Source organism: Magnetospirillum sp. LM-5 (assembly GCF_902729445.1).
Taxonomy (GTDB): Bacteria; Pseudomonadota; Alphaproteobacteria; order Rhodospirillales; family Magnetospirillaceae; genus Magnetospirillum.
Genome location: NZ_CACVCE010000034.1, coordinates 68,405 through 89,804, shown reverse-complemented (window position 1 = coordinate 89,804; position 21,400 = coordinate 68,405). Strand labels below are relative to the sequence as shown.

The 21,400-nt window shown below is 66.5% G+C and carries 18 protein-coding genes and 1 pseudogene; 11 read left to right on the top strand and 8 right to left on the bottom strand.

Annotated elements, in window-relative coordinates; translation table 11 throughout:
- Positions 1-3: 3 nt before the first annotated feature.
- The gene (locus MTBLM5_RS12325) at positions 4-795 is read left to right on the top strand and encodes a CbbQ/NirQ/NorQ/GpvN family protein (RefSeq protein WP_068500908.1); all 792 of its coding nucleotides are present in this window, start codon (positions 4-6) and stop codon (positions 793-795) included.
- 5 nt (positions 796-800) lie between these two features.
- A complete protein-coding gene (locus MTBLM5_RS12320; protein WP_173976394.1) occupies positions 801-2,726 on the top strand; it encodes a nitric oxide reductase activation protein NorD in 1,926 nt (641 codons plus the stop codon).
- An 8-nt stretch (positions 2,727-2,734) separates the two neighbouring features.
- On the opposite strand, the gene MTBLM5_RS12315 is transcribed toward MTBLM5_RS12320, so the two are convergent.
- The 3 genes from MTBLM5_RS12315 to MTBLM5_RS12305 are packed head-to-tail and all read right to left on the bottom strand — an operon-like array spanning position 2,735 to position 5,833.
- Complete coding sequence (locus MTBLM5_RS12315; protein WP_173976393.1) at positions 2,735-3,262, bottom strand: M15 family metallopeptidase; 528 nt, start codon at positions 3,260-3,262, stop codon at positions 2,735-2,737.
- Between the two features lie 58 nt (positions 3,263-3,320).
- A complete protein-coding gene (locus tag MTBLM5_RS12310) occupies positions 3,321-5,033 on the bottom strand; it encodes a glycosyltransferase (RefSeq protein WP_217425022.1) in 1,713 nt (570 codons plus the stop codon).
- Between the two features lie 5 nt (positions 5,034-5,038).
- Positions 5,039-5,833 carry a hypothetical protein gene (locus MTBLM5_RS12305; protein ID WP_173976391.1) on the bottom strand — a complete coding sequence of 265 codons (795 nt, stop codon included), beginning with the start codon at positions 5,831-5,833 and terminating at the stop codon, positions 5,039-5,041.
- Positions 5,834-5,925: 92 nt separating this feature from the next.
- Here MTBLM5_RS12305 and MTBLM5_RS12300 point away from each other — a divergent pair, with 92 nt between their 5' ends.
- The 4 genes from MTBLM5_RS12300 to MTBLM5_RS12285 are packed head-to-tail and all read left to right on the top strand — an operon-like array spanning position 5,926 to position 11,702.
- Positions 5,926-7,584, top strand: coding sequence for an NAD+ synthase (locus MTBLM5_RS12300; RefSeq protein WP_173976390.1), 1,659 nt, complete (start codon positions 5,926-5,928; stop codon positions 7,582-7,584).
- On the top strand, positions 7,585-8,928 hold the full coding sequence (gene gltX, locus MTBLM5_RS12295; RefSeq protein WP_217425025.1) for a glutamate--tRNA ligase: 1,344 nt from the start codon (positions 7,585-7,587) through the stop codon (positions 8,926-8,928).
- 10 nt (positions 8,929-8,938) lie between these two features.
- Positions 8,939-10,318: a cysteine--tRNA ligase gene (gene cysS, locus MTBLM5_RS12290; protein ID WP_173976388.1), complete on the top strand. Its 1,380-nt coding sequence runs from the start codon at positions 8,939-8,941 to the stop codon at positions 10,316-10,318.
- Between the two features lie 4 nt (positions 10,319-10,322).
- On the top strand, positions 10,323-11,702 hold the full coding sequence (locus MTBLM5_RS12285; protein WP_173976387.1) for a hypothetical protein: 1,380 nt from the start codon (positions 10,323-10,325) through the stop codon (positions 11,700-11,702).
- On the opposite strand, the gene MTBLM5_RS12280 is transcribed toward MTBLM5_RS12285, so the two are convergent.
- The 5 genes from MTBLM5_RS12280 to MTBLM5_RS12260 form a co-directional block, all read right to left on the bottom strand.
- Positions 11,695-12,420 (bottom strand): ABC transporter substrate-binding protein, encoded by a 726-nt coding sequence (locus MTBLM5_RS12280; RefSeq protein ID WP_173976386.1) that lies wholly within the window; start codon positions 12,418-12,420, stop codon positions 11,695-11,697. The genes MTBLM5_RS12285 and MTBLM5_RS12280 overlap by 8 nt on opposite strands.
- 141 nt (positions 12,421-12,561) lie before the next feature.
- Positions 12,562-13,317 (bottom strand): SDR family oxidoreductase, encoded by a 756-nt coding sequence (locus tag MTBLM5_RS12275; RefSeq protein WP_256367178.1) that lies wholly within the window; start codon positions 13,315-13,317, stop codon positions 12,562-12,564.
- Positions 13,318-13,662: a DUF86 domain-containing protein gene (locus tag MTBLM5_RS12270; RefSeq protein ID WP_068500944.1), complete on the bottom strand. Its 345-nt coding sequence runs from the start codon at positions 13,660-13,662 to the stop codon at positions 13,318-13,320.
- Complete coding sequence (locus tag MTBLM5_RS12265) at positions 13,659-14,102, bottom strand: nucleotidyltransferase family protein (protein ID WP_173976385.1); 444 nt, start codon at positions 14,100-14,102, stop codon at positions 13,659-13,661. Before MTBLM5_RS12265 ends, MTBLM5_RS12270 begins: the two co-directional genes overlap by 4 nt.
- A gap of 20 nt (positions 14,103-14,122) precedes the next feature.
- Positions 14,123-14,941, bottom strand: a complete 819-nt coding sequence (locus MTBLM5_RS12260; protein ID WP_173976384.1) for a response regulator — start codon at positions 14,939-14,941, stop codon at positions 14,123-14,125.
- Between the two features lie 305 nt (positions 14,942-15,246).
- Between MTBLM5_RS12260 and MTBLM5_RS12255 the strand changes: the two genes are divergently transcribed.
- The 5 genes and pseudogenes from MTBLM5_RS12255 to MTBLM5_RS12235 all read left to right on the top strand — a co-directional run bounded on the left by MTBLM5_RS12255 (position 15,247) and on the right by MTBLM5_RS12235 (position 21,322).
- Positions 15,247-16,143 carry a YicC/YloC family endoribonuclease gene (locus tag MTBLM5_RS12255; RefSeq protein WP_173976383.1) on the top strand — a complete coding sequence of 299 codons (897 nt, stop codon included), beginning with the start codon at positions 15,247-15,249 and terminating at the stop codon, positions 16,141-16,143.
- Between the two features lie 9 nt (positions 16,144-16,152).
- Positions 16,153-16,809: a guanylate kinase gene (gene gmk, locus MTBLM5_RS12250; RefSeq protein ID WP_173976382.1), complete on the top strand. Its 657-nt coding sequence runs from the start codon at positions 16,153-16,155 to the stop codon at positions 16,807-16,809.
- Complete coding sequence (locus MTBLM5_RS12245) at positions 16,806-17,786, top strand: glycosyltransferase family 9 protein (protein ID WP_173976381.1); 981 nt, start codon at positions 16,806-16,808, stop codon at positions 17,784-17,786. The genes gmk and MTBLM5_RS12245 overlap by 4 nt, the downstream gene beginning before the upstream one ends.
- 68 nt (positions 17,787-17,854) lie before the next feature.
- Positions 17,855-18,381 (top strand): annotated as a pseudogene (locus MTBLM5_RS12240) (adenine phosphoribosyltransferase).
- Positions 18,382-18,418: 37 nt separating this feature from the next.
- Entirely contained in the window at positions 18,419-21,322 is a 2,904-nt protein-coding gene (locus MTBLM5_RS12235) for a PAS domain S-box protein (RefSeq protein WP_254431026.1), read from the top strand.
- The last annotated feature ends 78 nt before the right edge of the window (positions 21,323-21,400 follow it).

Below are 21,400 nucleotides of genomic sequence, written 5' to 3'. Positions count from 1 at the left end.
CCAATGAGCGGCACCCAGACCGACATCCCCTTCTACATGCCCGTGGGCAACGAATGCCGTCTGTTCGAGCTGGCCTTCCGCCACAAGCTGCCGCTTTTGTTGAAAGGGCCCACGGGGTGCGGCAAGACCCGCTTCGTCGCCCATATGGCCGCCCGCATGGGCCGGCCTTTGCACACGGTCTCGTGTCACGATGATTTGACCGCCGCCGACCTGACCGGGCGCTACCTGCTGAAGGGCGGCGACACCATCTGGGCCGACGGCCCGCTGACCCAGGCGGTGCGCACCGGCGGCATGTGCTACCTGGACGAGGTGGTCGAGGCCAGGAAGGACGTCACCGTGGTCTTGCACCCCTTGACCGACGACCGCCGCATCCTGCCGCTGGATCGCACCGGCGAGCTGTTGGATGCGCCCGACGAATTCATGCTGATCGTGTCGTACAATCCCGGCTATCAGAACGTCCTGAAGCAGCTCAAGCCTTCGACCCGCCAGCGCTTCGTCGCCATCGAGTTCGACTTCCCGCCGGCCGACATCGAGCGCAAGGTGGTCGCCACCGAATCCGGCCTGCCTGAAGAACAGGTGGTCTCGCTGGTGATGCTGGCCCAGAAGCTGCGCGCCATGAAGGGCCACGATCTGGAAGAGGGCGTCTCGACCCGTCTGCTGGTCTATTGCGCCACCTTGATCAATGCCGGGCTGCCGGTGCGCGAGGCGGTGCAGGCGGCGATGATCGAGCCGCTGACCGACGATTTCGACGTCAAGAAAGGGCTGGACGAACTGGTCGTCGCGGTGTTCGGGTAACGCCGATGAGCTGGCTCGAGAAGCTGGAACTGGAAGAAACCGTCGGCCGCTTCTGGCACCGTTTGGTCGGCGAGAAGCATTCCTGGCCGCGCCACCCCGACGCCGCCGTCGCGCTGGACGAGGTCCGCGCCCAGCTGGCGGTGTTCTTTCGCGGCCTTGGCGGCGATTCGGGCGTCGCCATCGCCTCGGCCTCGCTGCGCACGTCGGAACACCGGCTGACCTGGCGCCAGCGGATCGGCATGGACGACGAACGCATGGTGGTCGCCGCCCGCGACGAGGTGTCGCTGTCCTTGCCCGACGTCCTGGACCATTTCCCCGAGGCCGGTCACAATCGCGATCTCTATTTCTGGCTGGCCGCCTTCTTCGCGATGCTGCCGCCGGCCGGCCCGCAGGAATCCGACCCCTTGCGGACCGACCTGGCCTTCCTGGCCCGGGCCTCGCTGGCGACGCGGGCGGTCACCGCCCAGTTTCCCGGCCTGGCCAAGCGGTATGGCGTGCTGTCGGCGGTGCTGCGTGCCCTGCGCCCCAAACGCCCGGTCGCCGGCATCGAGGCCCAGGTCGAGGCATTGGTGACGGAATTGCTGGGCGGGCCGGCCGACCCCGCCAACCCGTTGCGTCCGGTCCTGTCGGGCATCATTCCCGACCAATTGTCGGCGCCCGCCACCTACAAGCCGTTCCTGCCCTGTCCGCTGTGGGGCGAGGCGCTGCACCGCGAGCCCGAACCGCGGCTGGACGAGGACGAAATCTCGACGCCGGATTCGAAGAAGGAAGAGGAAGGTGCGGACAACAAGCGCCGCCACGCCGAGCGCAAGAAGCAGGACAATGCCGACCGCAAGGACCCGCTGATCCTGAACCGCTTCGAGAAGATCCTGTCCTTCGCCGACATGGTCAACGTCAATCGCGGCGCAGACGATCCCGACGAGGAGGAAGCCAAGAAGGCCGCCGAGGAGATGGACAAGATCACCATCTCGCAACATGGCAAGAAGGCGGCGACCAAGCTGAAGTTCGACCTGGACCTGCCGCCCGAGGCGACCGACACCACCAAGCTGTCCGGCACCCATCTGTATCCCGAATGGGATCATCGCGCCGCCTGCTATCACAAGGACCATTGCGTGGTCCATGTGGCGGTGGCCCCCGAGGAAGGCGAGAATTGGGTCCCGGACGAGCAGGCCCGTCGGCGTATCCGCCAGGTCAAGCGCCAGTTCGAGGCGCTGCGCACCAAGGCCCAGCTTCTGCGTGCCCAGGTCGATGGTTCGGAATTGGACACCGAGGCGGTGGTGCGGGCCAGGTCCGACCTGGCCGCCTCGGGCCAATGTTCCGACCGGGTCTACATGCAGCGCCGGCCGATGGAGCGCGACCTGGCGGTGGCTGTGCTTCTGGATGCCTCGCTCTCGACCGATTCCTGGGTGGAAAACCGCCGGGTGTTGGATGTGGCCAAGGAAGCGTTGGCGGTATTTTCCCACGGACTGGCCGCCTGCGACGACCCCTTCGCCATCTACACCTTCACCTCGCGCAAGCGGGCCTGGGTCAAGGTCGATACCGTCAAGGATTTCGACGAAACCTTAAGCCCGGCGGTGATGCGCCGCATCGGCGCGGTCAAGCCCGGCTATTTCACCCGCATCGGCACCGCCATCCGCCACGTCACCAAGCAGTTGGAGGAACGGCCCAACCGTCACCGTCTGCTGCTGGTGATCACCGACGGCAAGCCCAACGACATCGACCATTACGAAGGCCGCTACGGCATCGAGGATACAAGGAAGGCGGTGGCCGAGGCCCGCGCCAAGGGCATGGCGGTGTTCGGGGTCACCATCGACAAGAAGGCGCAGACCTATTTCCCGCACCTGTTTGGCCGCGGCGGCTATGCCATCGTCCACCATCTGGCCCAGCTGACGGCGGCATTGCCGCGCATCTATCGGCATCTGGTGGGGTAGGGTCAGGATCAGGCGGTCAGCACCTCGGTCACCGTCCGCCCGGCCACCATGCCGCGGGCCTTCAGAGAGGCGATGGTCCAGCCCTGCGGCGCCTGGTAATGGGGCAGGTCGGGCTTGCTGGTCCAGTTCCCGCCCCATTCAAGGCCGCATTCGGCGGCCAGGCCGCCCACCTGAGCCCAGTCGCTGACGCCGTCCTGGTTCCAGTCGCACCCATTGCTCCAATCGACCTGGCGGCCACTTTTGACCACGATGTCGAAGGCCAGGCCATAGCCGTGGAAACTGTCGCTGGCCGTCGGCGCCCAGGTGACCGCATGGCGATTGCGCGCCTCGTCGATGGGCGCCATGCCGGCCTGCTTGCGCAGGGCGTTGACCTCGTCCAGGGGTTTCCTGCTTTGGGCGAACAAGGCGGCCTGTTCCTCGGCGGTGCGCAAGGTCTCGGTGATCTGCACTTCCAGCTTGAAGCGCTCCATCGCCAACTGGACCAGCTTTTCAGCGCGGCGGCGAACCTCTGGATGAAGCTTTTCCGTTCCCCTCATGACCAGCCCTCCCGACGCAAAACAACCATTAATATTTATGTCTGCCGGGAAAAATCCGTCAAGATTGATTTTGGTGGGACGGGGGCTTTTCCCGTCCCGCCGCCAGCACTGCGCGCCACACCTTGTCGGGGCCGTAATGGTCGCGGGCAAAGGCCAGGGCCCGGCTGGCGATGGCGTCGCGCAGGTCGGGGCGGCGTTCCAGCACCCGGCAGATGCCCTCGATGTCGCCGGCATGGGACCAGGGCAGGTAATGGTGCCAGGGGGTGAAGAAGGCTTCGGTGCCGCTGCCGTCCTGTTCAAGCAATAAGGCGCCGCAGGCGATGGATTCCCATACCCGGCCGGTGACCAGGCGTTCGGCCTGGTCGTGGGCGGCAAGGTTCAAGACCATGCCGGCCCGGGCCAGGTGCGCGGCATAATCGGCCGAGTTGGCGGTACGCTGCTTTCGTTCGGCGCCGATCAACAGGGTCAGGCCCAGCGGCCGGTTGGCCAGGGCGGCTAGCAGCATCACCCGGTGGGGCTGGGCCAGCCCGCCCACGAACAGCAAGCCTTTGTCGTTGGTCCCCGGCGCGAAGGGCGGGTGCAAGGCCGGCACCGGAATGGCCACGCCCTTGCCGCCCATGGCCGGCAGGGCCGGCGAGTGGGGATCGAACACCAGAACGCCCTCGGAAATTTCCGCCCAATATTCCATCAGCGACTGGGCCGCCTTCAGGGCGTCGCGGAACATGCAGACCAGCCGGAAGCCGAACCGGGCCTTCCACCCGGCCACCATGTCGCGGGAAAGCCCGCGCCCGGTCGGCGACCAACTGCAATCCAGCAGCACGATGTCGGGGCGGGTGCGCTCGATATGCTGGGCCAGGGCCGCCAGCCGCTGGGCGATGGCGCTGTCGGGGGCGCGCACTTCCAAGGGCTTGCCGGTGGAATCGTCCAGCCACAGATCCAGCTGGCCCCCGGCCACATCGGCGGTGGCGGCCAAATGGGCGGCCAGATCGTTGGGGAAGACCTCGCGGCCGCCATTGGTGGCGGCGCCGACGAACAAGACGCGGGCGCCGTCGGGGGAAAGCTCGGCCCCGGGCAGGGCGAAAGGCGGGTTGGGGGGCGCGGCCAGGCCGTGCTCGATCTTGGCCTCGATGGCGTCGGGCAAGGTGGTGGGGGGGCGGCAGGGTCCGATCATCGCCGCCAAGCTATCTTCGTTGGCCTGCCAGATCGGCTGCAGCATCCGGAGCGATGCCTCGGGCTGGCCGGCTTCCAGCAAGGCCTCGCCGGCCCGGACCAGCGCCATCGGCGCGATCCCGTGGCGGCCCATCCATTGGGCGACGAAGCCCGCTCCCTCGCCCGCGCGCCCGGCCTGGCGGCAGGCCTTGACCAGCCGGTCGTGGCCGTCGTCCCACTGGCCAAGGCCGCCCAGGGCCGCGACCAGTTCGGTGATGTCGTCATGGGTGCCCGCCTCGAAGGCGGTCAGAAGCGGCAAGATTCTGAAGGGGCTGCCCGGAATGATGCGGGCGGTGAGGTCGCGGGCGGTGTCATCGTCGCCGACCTGGGTGGCCAGGCAGGCACGGTCGGCCAGCAGGCCGTCATCGCCTGGCGCCTCGGCCAGGCCGCATTCCAAGGTCTCGATGGCGAGGTCCAGCAAGCCGCCGGACCGGGCCAGATGGGCCAGCGAGCGCCAGGCCAGCGGCGGCGGCGCACCGGCCTTGCGCCATTCCTCGATTCTTGCCTTGCCGGCGGGCTGCGCCGTCGCCGGGAAGCGCTCGGCCAGCCAAGTCTCGAACACAATGGTCACAATTGGTCGAGCCGGCGAAAGAAGGCGGCGACGGTATCGACGGTGTGCTCGCCATAGCGCCTTCTCAGCTCGGCCGGCCGCGCCACCACCTGGGCGCGGACGTCGGCAAACAGGGCCCGCATCATCTCGGCGAAACTGGTCTCGGTCAGCTGCCAGGTGGAATCGGGCGAGCCGGGCTGAGCCGGGGCCAGATGCGAGTTGACCAATGACAGGAACCAGTCGCGGCGATGCTCGAAGGCGCTGAAATAATGGGCCACCACCACCAGGACATCGGTGGTCAAGGCGTGGGTTTCTGGGTCGGCATGGATGCGTTCCCAATCATAGCCGCCGCTGCTGGCGCGGTGGCGGTCCAAGATGGCCTGGCTTTTCCTTTGGCATTGCTCGTACAGCATCGGGCCGATCATCTTGTCGATGGCCAGGTTGAAGCCGGGGATCACCCGGCGCGAAAGCACGCCCTTGCCGCCATCGTCGCCCTGGCGGGGCGGGAACAGGGGGGCGAAGGCCTTCATCAGGATGCGGTCGAACGGCTTGCGCCTGGCGCTTTCCCACTGCTTGGCCTCGCGCGTTACCGAGCAGGCATCGTACGAGCGGCGAAACACCGACTGGAAGCGCTTGGCTTCCTCGGCCAGGAAGGATTCGGCCAGTTCGCGGATGGCGGCGGCGGAAAGCGCGCCACCCCGACGGGCCGCTTCCACCTCCAGCCGGGTGGTGAAATGGCCGATCATGGTGTTGGCGATGGCCTCGCAGGCCTTGGGGCCGCTTGGTCCGGACGGCGGATCGAAGGTGGTCATGCTCGCGAAACTCCCCTGACTGGGCCAGGATAGCAGGAATTGCCGGCTCTGCACATTGACAGCCAGCGTCCCGGTCCCTAGGCTTTGGGGCCATGTCCCAGGCAATAACCATCGCTCTCGCCCAGATCAATCCGGTGGTCGGTGACGTCACCGGAAACGTCGCCCGCATCCGCGAGGCCCGCCTCCGCGCCGCCCGCGACGGCGCCGATCTGGTGGTGTTCCCCGAATTGACCATCTCGGGCTATCCGCCCGAGGATCTGGTGCTGAAGGCCGCGTTCCTGGATGCGGTCGAAGGTGCGGTCGACGATCTGGCCGCCGATACCGACGATGGCGGGCCGGCGGTGCTGATCGGCGCGCCCTGGCGGGTCGAGGACCACACCTACAACGCCGTCCTGCTGCTGGACAAGGGCGCCATCGCCGCCACCCGGCTGAAGGCGCATCTGCCCAATTACGGCGTGTTCGACGAAGCCCGGGTGTTCACCGCCGGGCCGCTGCCGGCGCCGATCCTGTTTCGCGGCATCCAGCTGGGCGTGATGATCTGCGAGGACATGTGGTACGCCGACGTCGCCGACGGGCTGGCGGCGCTGGGGGCCGAAATTCTGCTGGTGCCCAACGGTTCGCCGTTCGAGCTGGCCAAGGCCGGGGTGCGGCTGGAGCGTGCCGCCGAGCGGGTCGCCGCCACCGGCCTGCCGCTGGTTTATGTCAACCAGATCGGCGGTCAGGACGAACTGGTGTTCGACGGCGCCTCGTTCGTACTGGCGGGCAAGGGCCAGATGGTCGCCCGCCTGCCGGCCTGGCGCGAAGAGGTGACGACCCTGACCTTCACTCGGAACGGTGCCGGCTGGCAGGCCGACGGCGCGCTGGCCCCCGAACCCTGCGCCGATGAAAGCCTTTATCAGGCGATGGTGCTGGGCCTGCGCGACTATGTCACCAAGAACGGCTTTCCCGGCGTGGTGCTGGGCCTGTCGGGCGGCATCGATTCGGCCCTGGCGGCGGCGGTGGCCGTCGACGCCCTGGGGGCGGACAAGGTGTGGTGCGTGATGATGCCGTCGCCTTATACCAGTCATGAAAGCCTCGAGGACGCCGAAGGCGTCGCCCGCTTGCTGGGGTGCCGGCTGGATACGGTATCCATCGAGCCGGCGATGGCCGCCTTCGGGGTGATGCTGGCGCCGTCCTTTGCCGGCCACAAGGCCGACATCACCGAGGAGAATCTGCAATCGCGATCGCGCGGGCTGACCTTGATGGCGCTGTCCAACAAGTTCGGCCCGATGGTCCTGTCCACCGGCAACAAGAGCGAGATGAGCACCGGTTACGCCACCCTTTACGGCGACATGTGCGGCGGCTATGCCGTGTTGAAGGACGTCTACAAGACCGCGGTGTTCGCGGTGTGCCGGTGGCGCAACCTCTGCCGTCCCGACGGCGCCTTGGGGCCCAGTGGCCCGGTGATGCCCGAGCGGGTCATCACCAAGCCGCCCTCGGCCGAGTTGAAGCCCGACCAGAAGGACCAGGACACCTTGCCGCCCTACGACCAGTTGGACGGCATCCTGTCCTGCCTGATCGAGGGCGAGATGGGCGTCACCGAGACGGTCGCCCAGGGCTACCCCGAAGATGTGGTGCGCCGGGTCTGGCGCATGCTCGACCGCGCCGAATACAAGCGCCGCCAAGCCCCGCCCGGCGTCAAGATCACCGGCCGCTCGTTCGGTCGCGATCGGCGCTATCCCATCACCAACGGCTTCACCAGGACCATCTGAATCGTGTCGGTCACCGTCCGTTTCGCCCCCAGCCCCACCGGGCTGCTGCATGTGGGCAATGCTCGCGTCGCCCTGATCAACTGGCTGTTCGCCAAGGCGCATGGCGGCTATTTCGTGCTGCGCTACGACGACACCGATGCCGAGCGCTCGAAGCCCGAATATGTCGCGGCCATCGCTGCCGACCTTGACTGGCTGGGGCTGGAATGGGATCGCCATTTCCACCAATCGGCCCGGCTGGACCGCTATCGCGAGGTGGCCGAGGCGCTGAAGGCCCAGGGCCGGCTTTATCCCTGCTACGAGACGCCGGAAGAGCTGGAATACAAGCGCAAGCGCCAGCTGGCGCGCGGCCAGCCGCCGGTCTATGACCGCGCCCACCTGCACCTGCCCAAGGTCGAGCTCGAGCGTCTGATCGCCGAGGGCCGCACGCCCCACTGGCGCTTCAAGCTGGATCACCGCGTCGAGCAGTGGGAGGATCTGGTCAAGGGAGCGATGCATGTGGATTGCGCCTCGCTGTCCGACCCGGTGCTGATCCGCGCCGACGGCACCTTCCTTTACACCCTGCCCAGCGTGGTCGATGACGCCGATTACGCCATCAGCCACATCATCCGCGGCGAGGACCACGTCACCAATTCGGCGCCGCAATTGCAGCTGTTCCGCGCCATCGGCGCCACACCGCCGCAATTCGCCCACCTGCCGCTGATGACCGACATTTCCGGGGCGGGCCTGTCCAAGCGGCTGGGCTCGCTGTCGCTGTCCGAAATGCGCGAAGACGGTGTGCTGCCGATGGCGGTCAATTCCCTGTTGGCCAAGCTGGGCACCTCGGACGCCATCGAGGAACGCAACAGTCTGGACAGCCTGATCGAGGAATTCTCGATCACCCATTTCAGCCGCTCGACCGCCAAGTTCGACCCGGTCGAACTGGCCCATCTCAACACCCGGCTGCTGCACGCCATGAGCTTCGCCGAGGCCCAACCGGCCTTGGCCGCCCTGGGGCTGGATCAGGCCGACCAAAGCTTCTGGGAGGCGGTCAAGGGCAACCTGGCCAAGATGGCCGACGCCCGCCAATGGTGGCCGGTGGTGGCTGGCCCGATCGTGCCGGTGGTCGAGGATCAGGCCTTCCTGGACGCGGCGGCCGGTCTGTTGCCGCCCGAGCCGTGGGATGCATCGACCTGGAGTGCCTGGACCAATGCCATCAAGGCCGCCACCGGGGCCAAGGGCCGCGCCCTGTTTCACCCGCTGCGCCTAGCCTTGACGGCCGCCGAGAATGGACCGGAACTGAAGAACCTGCTACCTCTGATCGGCCGCGAAAAAGCCCTGGAACGGTTGGCCGGCAAGGCCGCCTAGGAGTCCCCGCATGCCCCTGGTCCTGTACAACACGCTGACCCGCAAGAAGGACGTGTTCGAGCCGCTGAACCCCGATCGCGTCGGCATGTATGTGTGCGGCCCGACCGTCTATGATCGCGCTCATATCGGCAATGCCCGGCCGGTGATCGTGTTCGACGTGCTGTACCGGCTGCTGACCCGGCTGTATCCGGCGGTGACCTATGTCCGCAACATCACCGACGTCGATGACAAGATCAATCAGCGCGCCAAGGATTCCGGCGAACCGATCTCGGCGATCACCGAACGCACCACCAAGATGTTCCATGACGACATCGCGGAATTGAACGCGGCTCCGCCCACCATCGAGCCGCGCGCCACCGATCATATCAACCAGATGCTGACCATGATCGAGGGGCTGATCGCCAAGGGCTTCGCTTACGAGGCCGAGGGCCATGTGCTGTTCTCGGTGCCCAGCATGAAGGATTACGGCGCCCTGTCGCGCCGGTCGATGGACGAAATGATGGCCGGCGCCCGTGTCGAGGTCGCGCCCTACAAGCGCAATCCCGCCGATTTCGTGCTGTGGAAGCCGTCCACCCCCGATCTGCCGGGCTGGGACAGCCCGTGGGGCCGCGGCCGTCCGGGCTGGCACATCGAATGCAGCGCCATGAGCGGCCAGTATCTGGGCGTCACCTTCGACATCCATGGCGGCGGCCAGGATCTGGTGTTCCCCCACCACGAGAACGAGATCGCCCAAAGTGTGTGCGCCAACGGCGCGCCCTTCGCCCGTTATTGGCTGCATAACGGCTATCTGATGGTCGAGGGCGAGAAGATGTCCAAAAGCCTGGGCAACTTCTTCACCGTGCGCGAATTGCTGGAAATCGCCCCGGGCGAGGCGATCCGCCTGGCCATGCTGTCGACCCATTATCACCAGCCGTTCGACTGGACCGCCGACGGCTTGAAGCAGGCCCGCGCCACCCTGGACCGGCTTTACACCGCGTTGCGCGGCGCAGCCGACATCGTGGCCGCCGAGGTCGCGGCCCCCATCGAGGTGATGGCGGCGCTGGAAGACGATCTGAACACCCCGCTGGCCATCAGCCATCTGCATGAACTGGCCGGCAACCTCAACAAGGCGGCCGACACGGAGGCCAAGGCCCAGGCCAAGGGGCTGCTGCTGGCGGCGGCCGACCTTCTGGGCGTGCTGAAGCAGGACCCGGAAGCGTGGTTCCGCTGGCAGCCGGACAGCGGCGGCAACGGCCTGTCGGAAGCCGATATCGAGGCGGCCATCGCCGCCCGTCTGGACGCCCGCAAGACCAAGAACTGGGCCGAGGCCGATCGCATCCGCAAGGATCTGGCCGAGCAGGGCGTGGTCCTTGAGGACGGTCCCGCCGGCACCAGCTGGAAACGGGTGTGATCCGATGCATCTGAGCGCGGGGCCGGACCTGTTCCACTGGCGGGGCTGGCGCGTGCTGTCGATCCTTGTGGTGGCGGCCCTGTTCCTGGCCCCGGCCCTGTGGAACGGCTATCCGCTGATCTATTACGACACCGAAGATTATGTCGAGATGTCGTTCACCTGGCAGCCGATCATCTGGCGCATCATGACCTATGGCGCCTTCACCTGGATCGGCCATCCCTTCGGCACCTTGTGGGCGGTGGCGTGGACGCAGGCACTGATCGGCGCCTGGATCATGCACGAGGCGGTGTGGGCCTGGGTGGCGCGCTATCGGCCGCAGGTCTATGTGCTGATGGGGGTGATCGTCGCGCTGTTCACCGGCCTGCCGTGGGTGGTCAGCCAGATCCTGGCCGACATGTTCGCCGGCTTCGCCGTGCTGGGGCTGGCGGTGCTGGCCTTTGGCGACAATCTGTCGCGGCCCCGCCGATTGGCCCTGGTGCCGTTGGTGGCGCTGGGCATTTGCCTGCATATGTCCCATGTGGCGGTGGCGGCCGGGCTGATCATCGCGATGACCGGCCTGCACCTGTTCTCGCGCCTGTCGCTCAGGCTGCCGCGTCCGCGCCTGCTGTTTCCGGTGCTGGCGGTGGCCTTGGGCACGGCCGCCGTGCCCGGACTGCATTGGGCGGTGACCGGCCAGGCCTTCTTCACCCAGTCGGGGCAGGTGCTGCAATTGGCCCTGTTCGTCCAGGACGGACTGGCCAAGAAGTATCTGGACGAGGTCTGTCCCAATGGCGCCACCTTCAAGATGTGCGCCCACAAGGAAGGTCTGCCCTACACCGCCGACGAGTTCCTGTGGGGCGACAGCGCCTTCGACGATCTGGGCGGCTGGAAGGCCATGCACGACGAGGCCGGCGCCATCGTCTCGGGGGCGATCAAGACCTTCCCGGCCGACGTCGCCCGCGCCATGGCCCGCAATACCATCACCCAGATCGACCTGATCGGCTCGGGCGAGGATCTGGTGCCGATGTCGTGGCACTTCGTGAAGACCGTGTTGAAGCGCTATCCGCGCGATTTCCGCTCGTTCCGCTTCGCCATGCAGCAGCGCGCCGAAGGGATCGACTTCACCCTGATCAACCAGATCCAGGTGCCGGTGGCCCAGGCGGCGCAGGTGGCCCTGTTCGGTCTGCTGGTGGTGGCCTGGCGGCGGCGCGACCGCATCTCGGCCGGGCTTCTGGTGACCGTCATCCTGGCGATCATCGGCAACGCCGTGGTGTGCGGGGCCTTGTCCAACCCGCATGACCGCTATCAGAATCGTCTGGTGTGGCTGGCCTTGTTCGCCTGCTCGGTGGCGGCGATCCGCCTGGATCAGCGTTTCACCCGCCGCAAGCCGGTTCCGCCTACCTGACCGTTCCGGCCAGGATACGTTCCTTGTCCAGCCGGTCGGCGATGGCCTGCAGCCGCGCGATCACCGCATCGGCGTCGGGATAGGTTTTGGACAGCACCAGATAGACGTCCAGGCGCGACACCAGATCGGACTGCACCCGGCTGATCGGGTGTTCTGCCAGCACCTCGCCGGCCGGGCCGGCATAATCCAGGACGTAATCGACGCGGTCCCGCGCCAACAGGGCGAAGGCGGAATCGTGGCTGGTCACTTCTTCCGTCCGTACCGCGTTGGCCGGATCGGCGATGAAATCCTTGAGGCCGGCATAGGAATATCCCCGGATCAGCGCCACCCGCTTGCCGGCCAGGCCTTCCTTTCCGACCAGCGCCGGACTGTCGGCCTGGCGATAGGCCCGAAGCTCGGTCGAGGCGACCGGGTTCTTGCCGTAAAGGCAGCATTCCGCCAGGGCCGGCGCGCGGACCAGCATCGAGAATTGGGCGGTCCCCGATTTCAACACCTCGAACATGCGGCTGGCGGGATAGCCCCGCGCCGTCCACTTGATGCCGGCCTGGGTGAACATCACGTTGGCCAGACGCAGCAGCGGATTGTCGGGCTCGCCCTTCGCATCGACGCGGGTGGTCCACACCGACTGGTCGGGATAGACATATTCCAGCTCGGCGGCGAGCGCCGGGGCGGCGGCCAGCCACGACAGGGCGAAGGCGGTGGCGAGGACGCGCAGCATCGTCAAGCTTCTCCTAGTGTGGTGATTCCGAAGTTCGCATCAAAATGCGGACATCGGAATCACCACACAACTCAACAGATTAGTGGCCTGCTCATCCCAGAAATTCACTTGCGAATTTCTGGGGCAGGACACTAGGGCGGGCTATTTCCTGGGCAGCCGGTGGCTGACGGCTTCCATCAGGCGGTTCGGCAAGGCGCCGGCCAGCCATGCCGCCATGGCCATCGGCCAGGGAAAGGCGATCCGGCCGCGATTGGCCGCAAGCCCCGAAATGATGATACGCGCCGCGCGGTCGGAATCCATTAGAAACGGCATCTTGAAGCGATTGGTCGCGGTCAGGCGGGTGGTGACGAAGCCCGGACAGATCACCGACACCCTGATTCCGTCGTCGGCCAGCCAGTCACGCAGGCCTTCGCCCCAGGCCTTGACCGCCGCCTTCGAGGCGCAATAGGCCGGCGCGCCGCCCAGGCCGCGATAACCCGCCAGCGACGACACGATGGCGATCTGCCCCGATTTTCTCGGTCGCATCACCTCGATGGCCGGCAGGACGGTGTTCATGACCCCGCCGACATTGGTGGCGAAGATGGCGCGGGCCTGCTCGGCGGTCTCGCCGTTGCCGCCGGTACCGGCCGAGATGCCGGCATTGGCCACCACCAGATCCAGCGGCCGGCTGCCGTTGCAGGCGCCGACCCACGCATCCATCATCGCCCGGTCGGTCACGTCGAGACGGCGCGAATGGGCCTCGGCGCCCAAGGCCCGGCAGCGATTGGTGACGTCGGACAGGCGTTCGCGGTCGCGGCCGGACAGGAACAGGGCGATGCCGGGCTTGGCATAGGAAAGCGCCATGGCTTCCCCGATGCCCGACGACGCGCCGGTGATCAGGATCGACGTGGGGGACACCTAGTCGTGCTCCGTCAAGATGGCCTTCAAGGCGCCGACCAGCGGCGGGAGGTCGCCTCGCGCGGCGTCAAGGATGATGGCGGGATCGACCGAATGGTATTCGTGGACCAGGATGTTGCGCATGTCGGTGATCCGCGACCACGGCACGTCGGGATGGCGGTGCTGGATCGGCGACGGGATGCGCTTGGCCGCCTCGCCCAGAACTTCAAGGTTGCGCAACACCGCATCCTGGGTGCGCGGGTCGGCGACGAAAGCGGCGGTGTTCATGCCATCGACATAGCGGGTGATCCGTTCGATGGCTTCCAGCATGTCCTCGATGCGGACCCGCCAATCCTTGTGGCTCACAGTTCACAGGCCTCCTCGCCCAGCACCGGCACGCATTCCGCCAGGATATGCGCCTGCAGCCGGGGTTTGATGTTGCCCTTGGTGATCAGATCGACGGGGCGACCCAGCACCCCTTCCAGGGCATGTTTCAATTCGACATAGCGAAACAGCCCGCCCGGCTGGCCGGGGAGGAATTCGACCATCAGATCGACGTCGGACATCGGCCTGGCCTCGTCCCTGACCACTGATCCGAACAGGGAAACCGACTTGACGCCGAACCGTTCGAACAGGTCGGCGTGGACCCGCAAGGTCTCGATCACTTCGTCGCGGGTGATGGGCGGGCGTTGGCGGCCGATGCGGGTGGCATAGGCCTTGACCGCCTCGACCTTGTCGGCCGGGACGCGGACCATGACCTCGACGACGTTGGGACGGCCCCTGGCGGGGCGGCGGCGTTCGCTCATGCCCCGATGATAAAGCGAAATCAGCCGCCGGTATAGGTCGTGGCGATGCGCCGGGCGGCGGCGTGCAACGAGTCGAACTCGCCGATGGTGGCGGCGCTGGGGCGGTTCTTGATTTCGGCGCTCTTGGCCAGCAGGGCTTCCAGGTTCTCGGTGCCGTGGCGCAGGTCGCGGGCGACCCGCTCCATCAACTCGCTGATCAGGTTTTCCAGGTTGAAGGCGCCGCGCAGGACCATCTCGGGGGTATGAGTCCCTTCGCGGGCCTTGTCCAGCAAGGTCTTGCATTCCCATTCGCAGCCGGCGGCCAGTCGCTTGATCCGTTCCAGCGACAGCGTCCCGAAAATCTGAGACTTCTGGGAATCATACCGTTCGGGCGCCGCGCCGGCGGCACGGGCCTGCACCGGATTGGGCACGGTGAACGCCGCCGCCGAGGTCGCCCCCGGCCGCGCCTGCTTGCGCCGGTCCGGCCCGATGTAATCATGGGTCACCACGAACGGCTTGCGCCGGTTGGCGAAGGCACCCAGCCGGGTGGCGATCTGGTCGGGCGAGAACGGAATCAGCAGCAAATCGTCGGCGCCGGAATTGACGCAATTATGGACGCGCGATTCGTCGGTGGTGGCCAGCAACATGGCGCCGACGATGAAGGGGTCGGTGCCCAGGCGGCCCAGCCGGGTCTCGCGCAGCAGATAGGTGGTGTCGGTGCCGTCGATCTCGGAGTTCATCACCACCATATCGAAACGCTCGGTGGCGAACGCATTGTGGGCGTTGACGAAGGTGTTGGCCTCGGCAATGTCGCGAATACCAAGATTATTCAGGCCAATTCTGATGCCTTGTTTAATCATGCTATTGGGCTCGCACACGAGAGCACGGACTTTCGCCAGTGAACCTGCGCCGTTGATTGCCGCATTCCTGCTGGGAGCCCGAGATATTGCTGGTGATGTGCTGGCCATTCACTGCCTGTTTAAATGCTATTTACAATGGCTATGTCCCCATAAAAACTATCAATTTTGTTGCGCAATTTACAAGAAATTTAGGACTTCTGCTGAAACAATTGTTTTATTTATGCGGCGATCAGCTGTGCGCGCCGGGTTGTTGCCGGGCCGCGCCGCCGCTATAACCAAGCCGAAACCCTGCCAGGAGATCGCCCGTGACCGTCGCCAGCATGACCGGCTATGCCCGCGCCGAAGGGCGCGATGCCCAAGGTTCGTGGGTGTGGGAAGCCAAAAGCGTCAACGGGCGCGGGCTTGAATTGCGGCTGCGCCTGCCGCCGGGCTTGGACGCGTTGGACCCCATCGCCCGCGAGGCGGCGGCGCGTGTGCTCAAGCGCGGCAACATCCAACTGTCCTTGAACCTGACGGCGGCCAGCGAGGCCCCCATGGTGCGGATCAACGCCGCCTTGGTGCGGCAACTGGCCGGTCTGGCCGCCGAACTGGCGCCGCTTTATCCCCATGTGCAGCCGGCCAGCTGGGACGGGTTGCTGGCGGTCAAGGGCGTGCTGGAGCCGGTCGGCGCCGAGGACGAGGACAGCCCGGACAAGCGCCAGGCGCGCGAGGCGGCGATCAAGGACAGCCTGATCCAGGTACTGGATCAACTGGCCTTGATGCGGCTGTCCGAGGGCCAGCGCATCAAGGCGGTGCTGCTGGACCAACTGGCCGAGATTTCCACCCTGTCCGAGCGGGCCGGCGGCACCGCCGCGCTGCGGCCCGAGGCGGTCAAGGAACGATTGCGGGTCCAATTGGCGGCGATCGTCGAGGCCCAGCCGTCCCTGATCGACGAGCGGATCGCCCAGGAAGTGGCGTTGCTGGCGGTCAAGGCCGACATCCGCGAGGAACTCGACCGTCTGCGTGCCCATGTCGGCGCCGCCCGCGAGCTGTTGGCCGCCGGTGGCGCGGTCGGCCGCAAGCTCGATTTCCTGTCGCAGGAATTCAACCGCGAAGCCAACACCTTGTGCTCGAAGGCGCAAGACGTCGAACTGACCCGCATCGGCCTGGATCTGAAGGCGGTGATCGACCAGTTCCGCGAGCAGGTTCAGAACATCGAATAGGGGAAGATCATGACCGCCACGCCGCCCGCCAACCTTCCGACCGTCGCCCGTCGCGGCCTGATGCTGGTGCTGTCGTCGCCGTCGGGCGCCGGCAAGAGCACCATCGCCCGCGCCCTGCTGGATCGCGATGCCGACATCGCCATGTCGGTTTCGTGCACCACCCGGGCGCCGCGCCCGGGCGAGGTCGACGGCAAGGACTATCATTTCGTCACCGTCGAGACATTCCAGCAGATGGTCGCCGCCGGCCAGTTCCTGGAACACGCCAAGGTGTTCGACAATTATTACGGCACGCCGCGCCAGCCGGTCGAGGACGCCCTGGCCTCGGGCCGCGACGTGCTGTTCGACATCGACTGGCAGGGCACCCAGCAATTGGGGCAGAACGCCCGCTCGGATCTGGTCACCGTGTTCATCCTGCCGCCCTCGGTCGAGGAACTCGAGCGCCGCCTGCGCGGCCGGGCCCAGGATACCGAAGAGGTGGTCAGGAAGCGCATGGCCAAGGCCGGCGACGAGATGAGCCACTGGTTCGAGTACGATTACATCCTGCTCAATACCGAGGTCGATCGCTCGATCGCCCGCGTCCAGGCCATCTTGGATTCCGAGCGTCTGAAGCGCGACCGCCAGGTCGGCATGGCCGCCTTCGTCAACAATCTGCGCGGCGAGGGATGAGCGCCGGTCCCGCCACCATCCTGGTCTATGTCGGGCTGGACGCCGTCGGCGACGGGCTGATGAAGCTGCCGTTCCTGCGGGCGCTGAAGGCCGCCTTCCCCCAGGCGCGCATCACCTGGATGGCCGGCAAGGGCCACAGTGTCTATGCCGGTATCCTGGCGCCCCTGGTCGAAGGCCTGGTGTCCGAGGTGCTGGACCAGGCGGGGATCGGATCGCGCGTCGGCGAATTGTTTGGCCGTCGTCCGTTGGCCGGGCGGACATTCGACCTGATCATCGATACCCAGCGCCGTCTGCTGACCAGCCTGATCCTGCGGCGGATCGGCCATGAACGGTTCATTTCCGCCGCCGCCGGGTTTCTTTTGTCCGACGCCCGCCCGCCCGCCGGCTATCGCCGGCCGGCCTCGATGGTGGCGCAAGTGATGGATCTGGTCGAACTGGCCAGCGGACAGCCGGCCGATGCCTGCGCGCCTTTGCCCAACGACGCGGCGATCGCGGCGACCGCGGTCGCTCTGCTGCCCGACGGGGCTTCTTATGTCGGGCTGGCCCCGGGGGCGGGCGGGCGGATCAAATGCTGGCCGCTGGACCGCTTCATCGCCGTCGCGCGCAGGCAAGCCGAGCTTGGGCGGGTGCCGGTGTTCCTGCTGGGTCCGGCCGAGGCCGACTGGGCCGGCGCGATCCGCGAGCAGGTGCCCAATGCCCGCTTCCCGTTGCAGCAGGCGGCGGCGGTCACGCCGATGCTGACCATCGCCCTGGGGCGCAGGATGGGGGCGGCCATCGCCAACGATTCGGGCACCGGCCACATGCTGGCCCTGGCCGACATTCCGCTGGTGTCGTTGTTTGGTCCGACGCCGGCCGACAAATTCGCCCCGGCAGCTCGGACGCTGACGGTTTTACGGGCCGCCGACTGGGGAAGCGACAAGATGGACGCCATCCCCGAGACCGCCGTCCTGGCCGCGCTCGACAAGTGTTTGCTTTGACCGCGCGTGAGGCCAAGGGTACCATCGGCGCCGACCTTATTCGACCACGGGATGGAGACCGCAGCAGCATGGATATCAAGGACCACATCAGGGGCATTCCCGATTTTCCCAAGCCGGGCATCCTGTTCTATGACATCTCGACCCTGTTGGCCCATCCCGATGCCTGGCAGGTGGCGATGGGGCGCATGTCGCGTGAGGTCCGCAAGTTCCAGCCCGATCTGCTGGCCGGCGTCGAATCGCGCGGCTTTCTGGCAGCGGCGCCGCTGGCGCTGAAGCTGGGCTGCGGCTTCTCGTCATGCTGCGCAAGAAGGGCAAGCTGCCCGGCAAGACCATCAAGCACGAATACAGCCTGGAATACGGCACCGACACCATCGAGATCCAGGAAGACGCCGTTCAACCCGGCCAGCGCGTGGTGGTCATCGACGATCTGCTGGCCACCGGCGGCACCATGACGGCCGGCGTGGACCTGTTGCGCAAGGTCGGCGCCAACGTGGTCGGCGCCGCGGCGATCATCGAGCTGACCTTCCTGCCCGGCCGCAAGCGTCTGGCCGAGATGGACGTTCCGTTCACCGCGCTGGTGTCGTACGACGACTGAATCATAGGGCCTGAAGACCGAGAAGGGCCGCACAGGGATGGATTTCGCGTTACAGGCCGCTCTCTTGGGCGCGGTGATGGGCTCGGCGGTTCTCGCCGTGTCCACCATCTATGGCTGGACGCTGCCCGGTGCGCCCAAGGCCTTCGGGTGGTGGGCCGGCGCGTTCATCCTGGAAGCCGCCAGCAAGGCGGTGCTGCTGGGCGGCGGCGATTCCTTCATGATCGAGGCGTCGGATTTCTTCCACGGCATGGCGACCGGGTTGTCGCTGTGCGGCGCGCTTTCGTTCATGGGCCGCCCGATCACGCCGACGATCCTGGGGGTCGGGCTGTTGTTGGCCGGCGGCTGGGCGGTGGTGGTCCATGCTTTCCGCGAGGCGGCCGGGCTGTCGGGCCTGCCGTTGTTCGGGGTCGGCGGCCTGCCCATGCTGGTCGGCGCCTGGGCTTTCCTTGATCGCGGCCAGCCGGTCGATCGCCGCCAGCCCAACCTGTTGGCGTCGATATCGTTCGCCGCCAGCGGCATCCATCAATTGTCGGCGCCGTTGCTGCATGCCCATCCGACCTCGGCGACGCTGTCCTTCGTGGTGTCGCAATTCCTGTCGATGGTGATGGCGGTGGCGCTGCTGCTGGTGGTGCTGCGCAGCCAGCAGGCCAGGGCCGAAAGCGAGGGCCAACGGGCCAGCCTGCTGCAAAGCCGCCTGCTCGACGCCCTGGATGGCGTCCAGGACGGCATCGCGCTGTTCGACTCCTCGGGGACGTTGGTCACCTCGAACGACCTTTACCGCGAGTTCCTGGCCCCGGCCGCCAACGCCATCCGCCAGGGCCAGAACATCCACGACATCTTGAAGGCCGAGGCCGAGTTCTGCCTGGTGTCCGATTCCGTCGGGATCGAGGACGGCCGCGAAGTCCAATTGTGGGATGGACGCTGGGTCGCGGCGAACGTCTATGGCACCGCCGATGGCGGCCAGCTGCGCATTCTGCGCGACGTCACCGCCCGGAAGCAGACCGATCTGGCGTTACAGGAAAGCGTGAACTGGCTGCGCGGCATCATGGACACCGTGGTCGATGGCATCATCACCATCGACGACACCGCCACGGTGCTGTCCTACAACCAGGCGGCGGCGCGCATCTTCGGCTACAATCCCGACGAGGTGGTCGGCCGCAACGTCAGCATGCTGATGCCCGAACCCTACCGCGCCGAGCATGACGGCTATATGGCCCGCTATCGCCGCACCGGCGAGGCCAGGGTGATCGGCATCGGCCGCGAGGTGCACGGTCAGCGCAAGGACGGCAGCAGCTTCCCGCTGGAGCTGTCGGTGACCGAGATGCGCCAGGGCGAGCTGGTCACCTTCATCGGCCTGGTGCGCGACATCACCGACCGTAAGCAGGTCGAAAACGCGCTGGTGCAAAGCGAACAGCGTTTCCGCGACCTGGCCGAATCGGCGTCGGACTGGTTCTGGGAACTGGATGGTCAGCTGACCTTCTCGTTCGTCTCGGGCCGGGTGCGTCAGGTCCTGGGTGTCGGGCCGGCCCATTTCATCGGGCGGTCGTTCCTGGAACTGGGCGACGCCGCCGAAAATCCGGTGGATTGGCATGCGCAACTCGGGCTGATCCAGGCCCGGCGGCCGTTCCGCGGCTTCGTCTTCCTGAACCGCATGCCGTCGGGCGCCATCAAGTTCGTGGAAATGGCCGGCCGGCCGGTGTTCGACGCCGACAATTCCTTCGCCGGCTATCGCGGCACCGCCAGCGACGTCACGCCCTTGAAGCGTCACGAACAGGAACTGGCGGCGCAATCCAGCCTGCGCCAGGCGATCATCGACAACATGGCCCAGGGCGTCGCGGTGTTCGACGGGACGGAACGGTTGGTGGCGCTCAACAAGCACGCCCGCCTGATGCTGGACCTGGCCGAGGGCGACGTCGATCCCGGCCAGTCGAACCTGGAAGGCATGCTGCTGCATCTGGCGGTCCAGGGCGAGTTCGGCCGCGGCAACGCCATGCGCAAGGCTGGCAACCGGCTGGCCCGCTTGCGCGAGCAGCCCAACCTGGTGTTCGAGCATGCCAGGCCCATGGGTGCGGTGATCGAGGTGCGCGCTTCGGGCATGCCGGGCGGCGGCCTGATCTTGACCTTCACCGACATCACCGACCGCAAGAAGGTCGAAGACACCCTGCGCGAGGCCAAGAACGCCGCCGAGCGCGGCAATCGGGCCAAGGCCACCTTCCTGGCCAACATCAGCCACGAATTGCGCACGCCGCTGAACGCCATCATCGGTTTCTCGGAATTGATGAAGCACGAGATTTTCGGGCCGCTCGAGCCGGTGTCCTATCGCACCTATGTCGATGACATTCACGAAAGCGGCATGCACCTGCTGGAGTTGATCAACGACATCTTGGACATGTCCAAGGCCGAGGCCGGAATGACCGATCTGGTCGATAGCCTGGTTGACGTGACCTCGGTGATGCGCAGCTCGATCCGGATGATGGCGAGGCGCGCCCAGGCCAACGGCGTCGATCTGATCGAGGATTACCCGGCCGATCTGCCCTTCCTGCGCGGCGACGAGCGCCGGGTGCGCCAGATCGTCCTCAACTTGCTGTCCAACGCCGTCAAGTTCACCGAGGAAGGGGGCTCGGTCACCCTGTCGGCGGTGGCCGACGAACAGGGCTATTGCATCCGGGTTGCCGATACCGGCATCGGCATGAGCCCCGAGGATCTGGAGCGCGTGATGGAGCCCTTCGTCCAGGCCGACACAAGATTGTCGCGCAAGTACGAAGGTACCGGCCTGGGATTGCCCTTGACCCGCGCCCTGACCATGGCCCATGGCGGCACCTTGGTCATCTTGTCCGAACCCGACAAGGGCACCACCGCCACCGCCTGTTTCCCGGCAAGCCGTATCGTCAACAATCCAGCCGAGGCGATCGCCATCGAGGAAAGCCTGCGGCGAGGCTAGACCGTTTTCCGCCCGAGCGGAAACCGGCCTAGAGTCATATGTTTGGCCCGTGCCGGGCCGCTCAGGCGCCGCTCTGGA

Coding starts and splice junctions, on each gene's coding strand:
- MTBLM5_RS12325 (WP_068500908.1), top strand. CDS start 4: ATGAGCGGCACCCAGACCGACATCCCCTTCTACATGCCCGTGGGCAAC.
- MTBLM5_RS12320 (WP_173976394.1), top strand. CDS start 801: ATGAGCTGGCTCGAGAAGCTGGAACTGGAAGAAACCGTCGGCCGCTTC.
- MTBLM5_RS12315 (WP_173976393.1), bottom strand. CDS start 3,262: ATGAGGGGAACGGAAAAGCTTCATCCAGAGGTTCGCCGCCGCGCTGAA.
- MTBLM5_RS12305 (WP_173976391.1), bottom strand. CDS start 5,833: ATGACCACCTTCGATCCGCCGTCCGGACCAAGCGGCCCCAAGGCCTGC.
- MTBLM5_RS12300 (WP_173976390.1), top strand. CDS start 5,926: ATGTCCCAGGCAATAACCATCGCTCTCGCCCAGATCAATCCGGTGGTC.
- cysS (WP_173976388.1), top strand. CDS start 8,939: ATGCCCCTGGTCCTGTACAACACGCTGACCCGCAAGAAGGACGTGTTC.
- MTBLM5_RS12285 (WP_173976387.1), top strand. CDS start 10,323: ATGCATCTGAGCGCGGGGCCGGACCTGTTCCACTGGCGGGGCTGGCGC.
- MTBLM5_RS12280 (WP_173976386.1), bottom strand. CDS start 12,420: ATGCTGCGCGTCCTCGCCACCGCCTTCGCCCTGTCGTGGCTGGCCGCC.
- MTBLM5_RS12265 (WP_173976385.1), bottom strand. CDS start 14,102: ATGAGCGAACGCCGCCGCCCCGCCAGGGGCCGTCCCAACGTCGTCGAG.
- MTBLM5_RS12260 (WP_173976384.1), bottom strand. CDS start 14,941: ATGATTAAACAAGGCATCAGAATTGGCCTGAATAATCTTGGTATTCGC.
- gmk (WP_173976382.1), top strand. CDS start 16,153: ATGACCGCCACGCCGCCCGCCAACCTTCCGACCGTCGCCCGTCGCGGC.
- MTBLM5_RS12245 (WP_173976381.1), top strand. CDS start 16,806: ATGAGCGCCGGTCCCGCCACCATCCTGGTCTATGTCGGGCTGGACGCC.
- MTBLM5_RS12235 (WP_254431026.1), top strand. CDS start 18,419: ATGGATTTCGCGTTACAGGCCGCTCTCTTGGGCGCGGTGATGGGCTCG.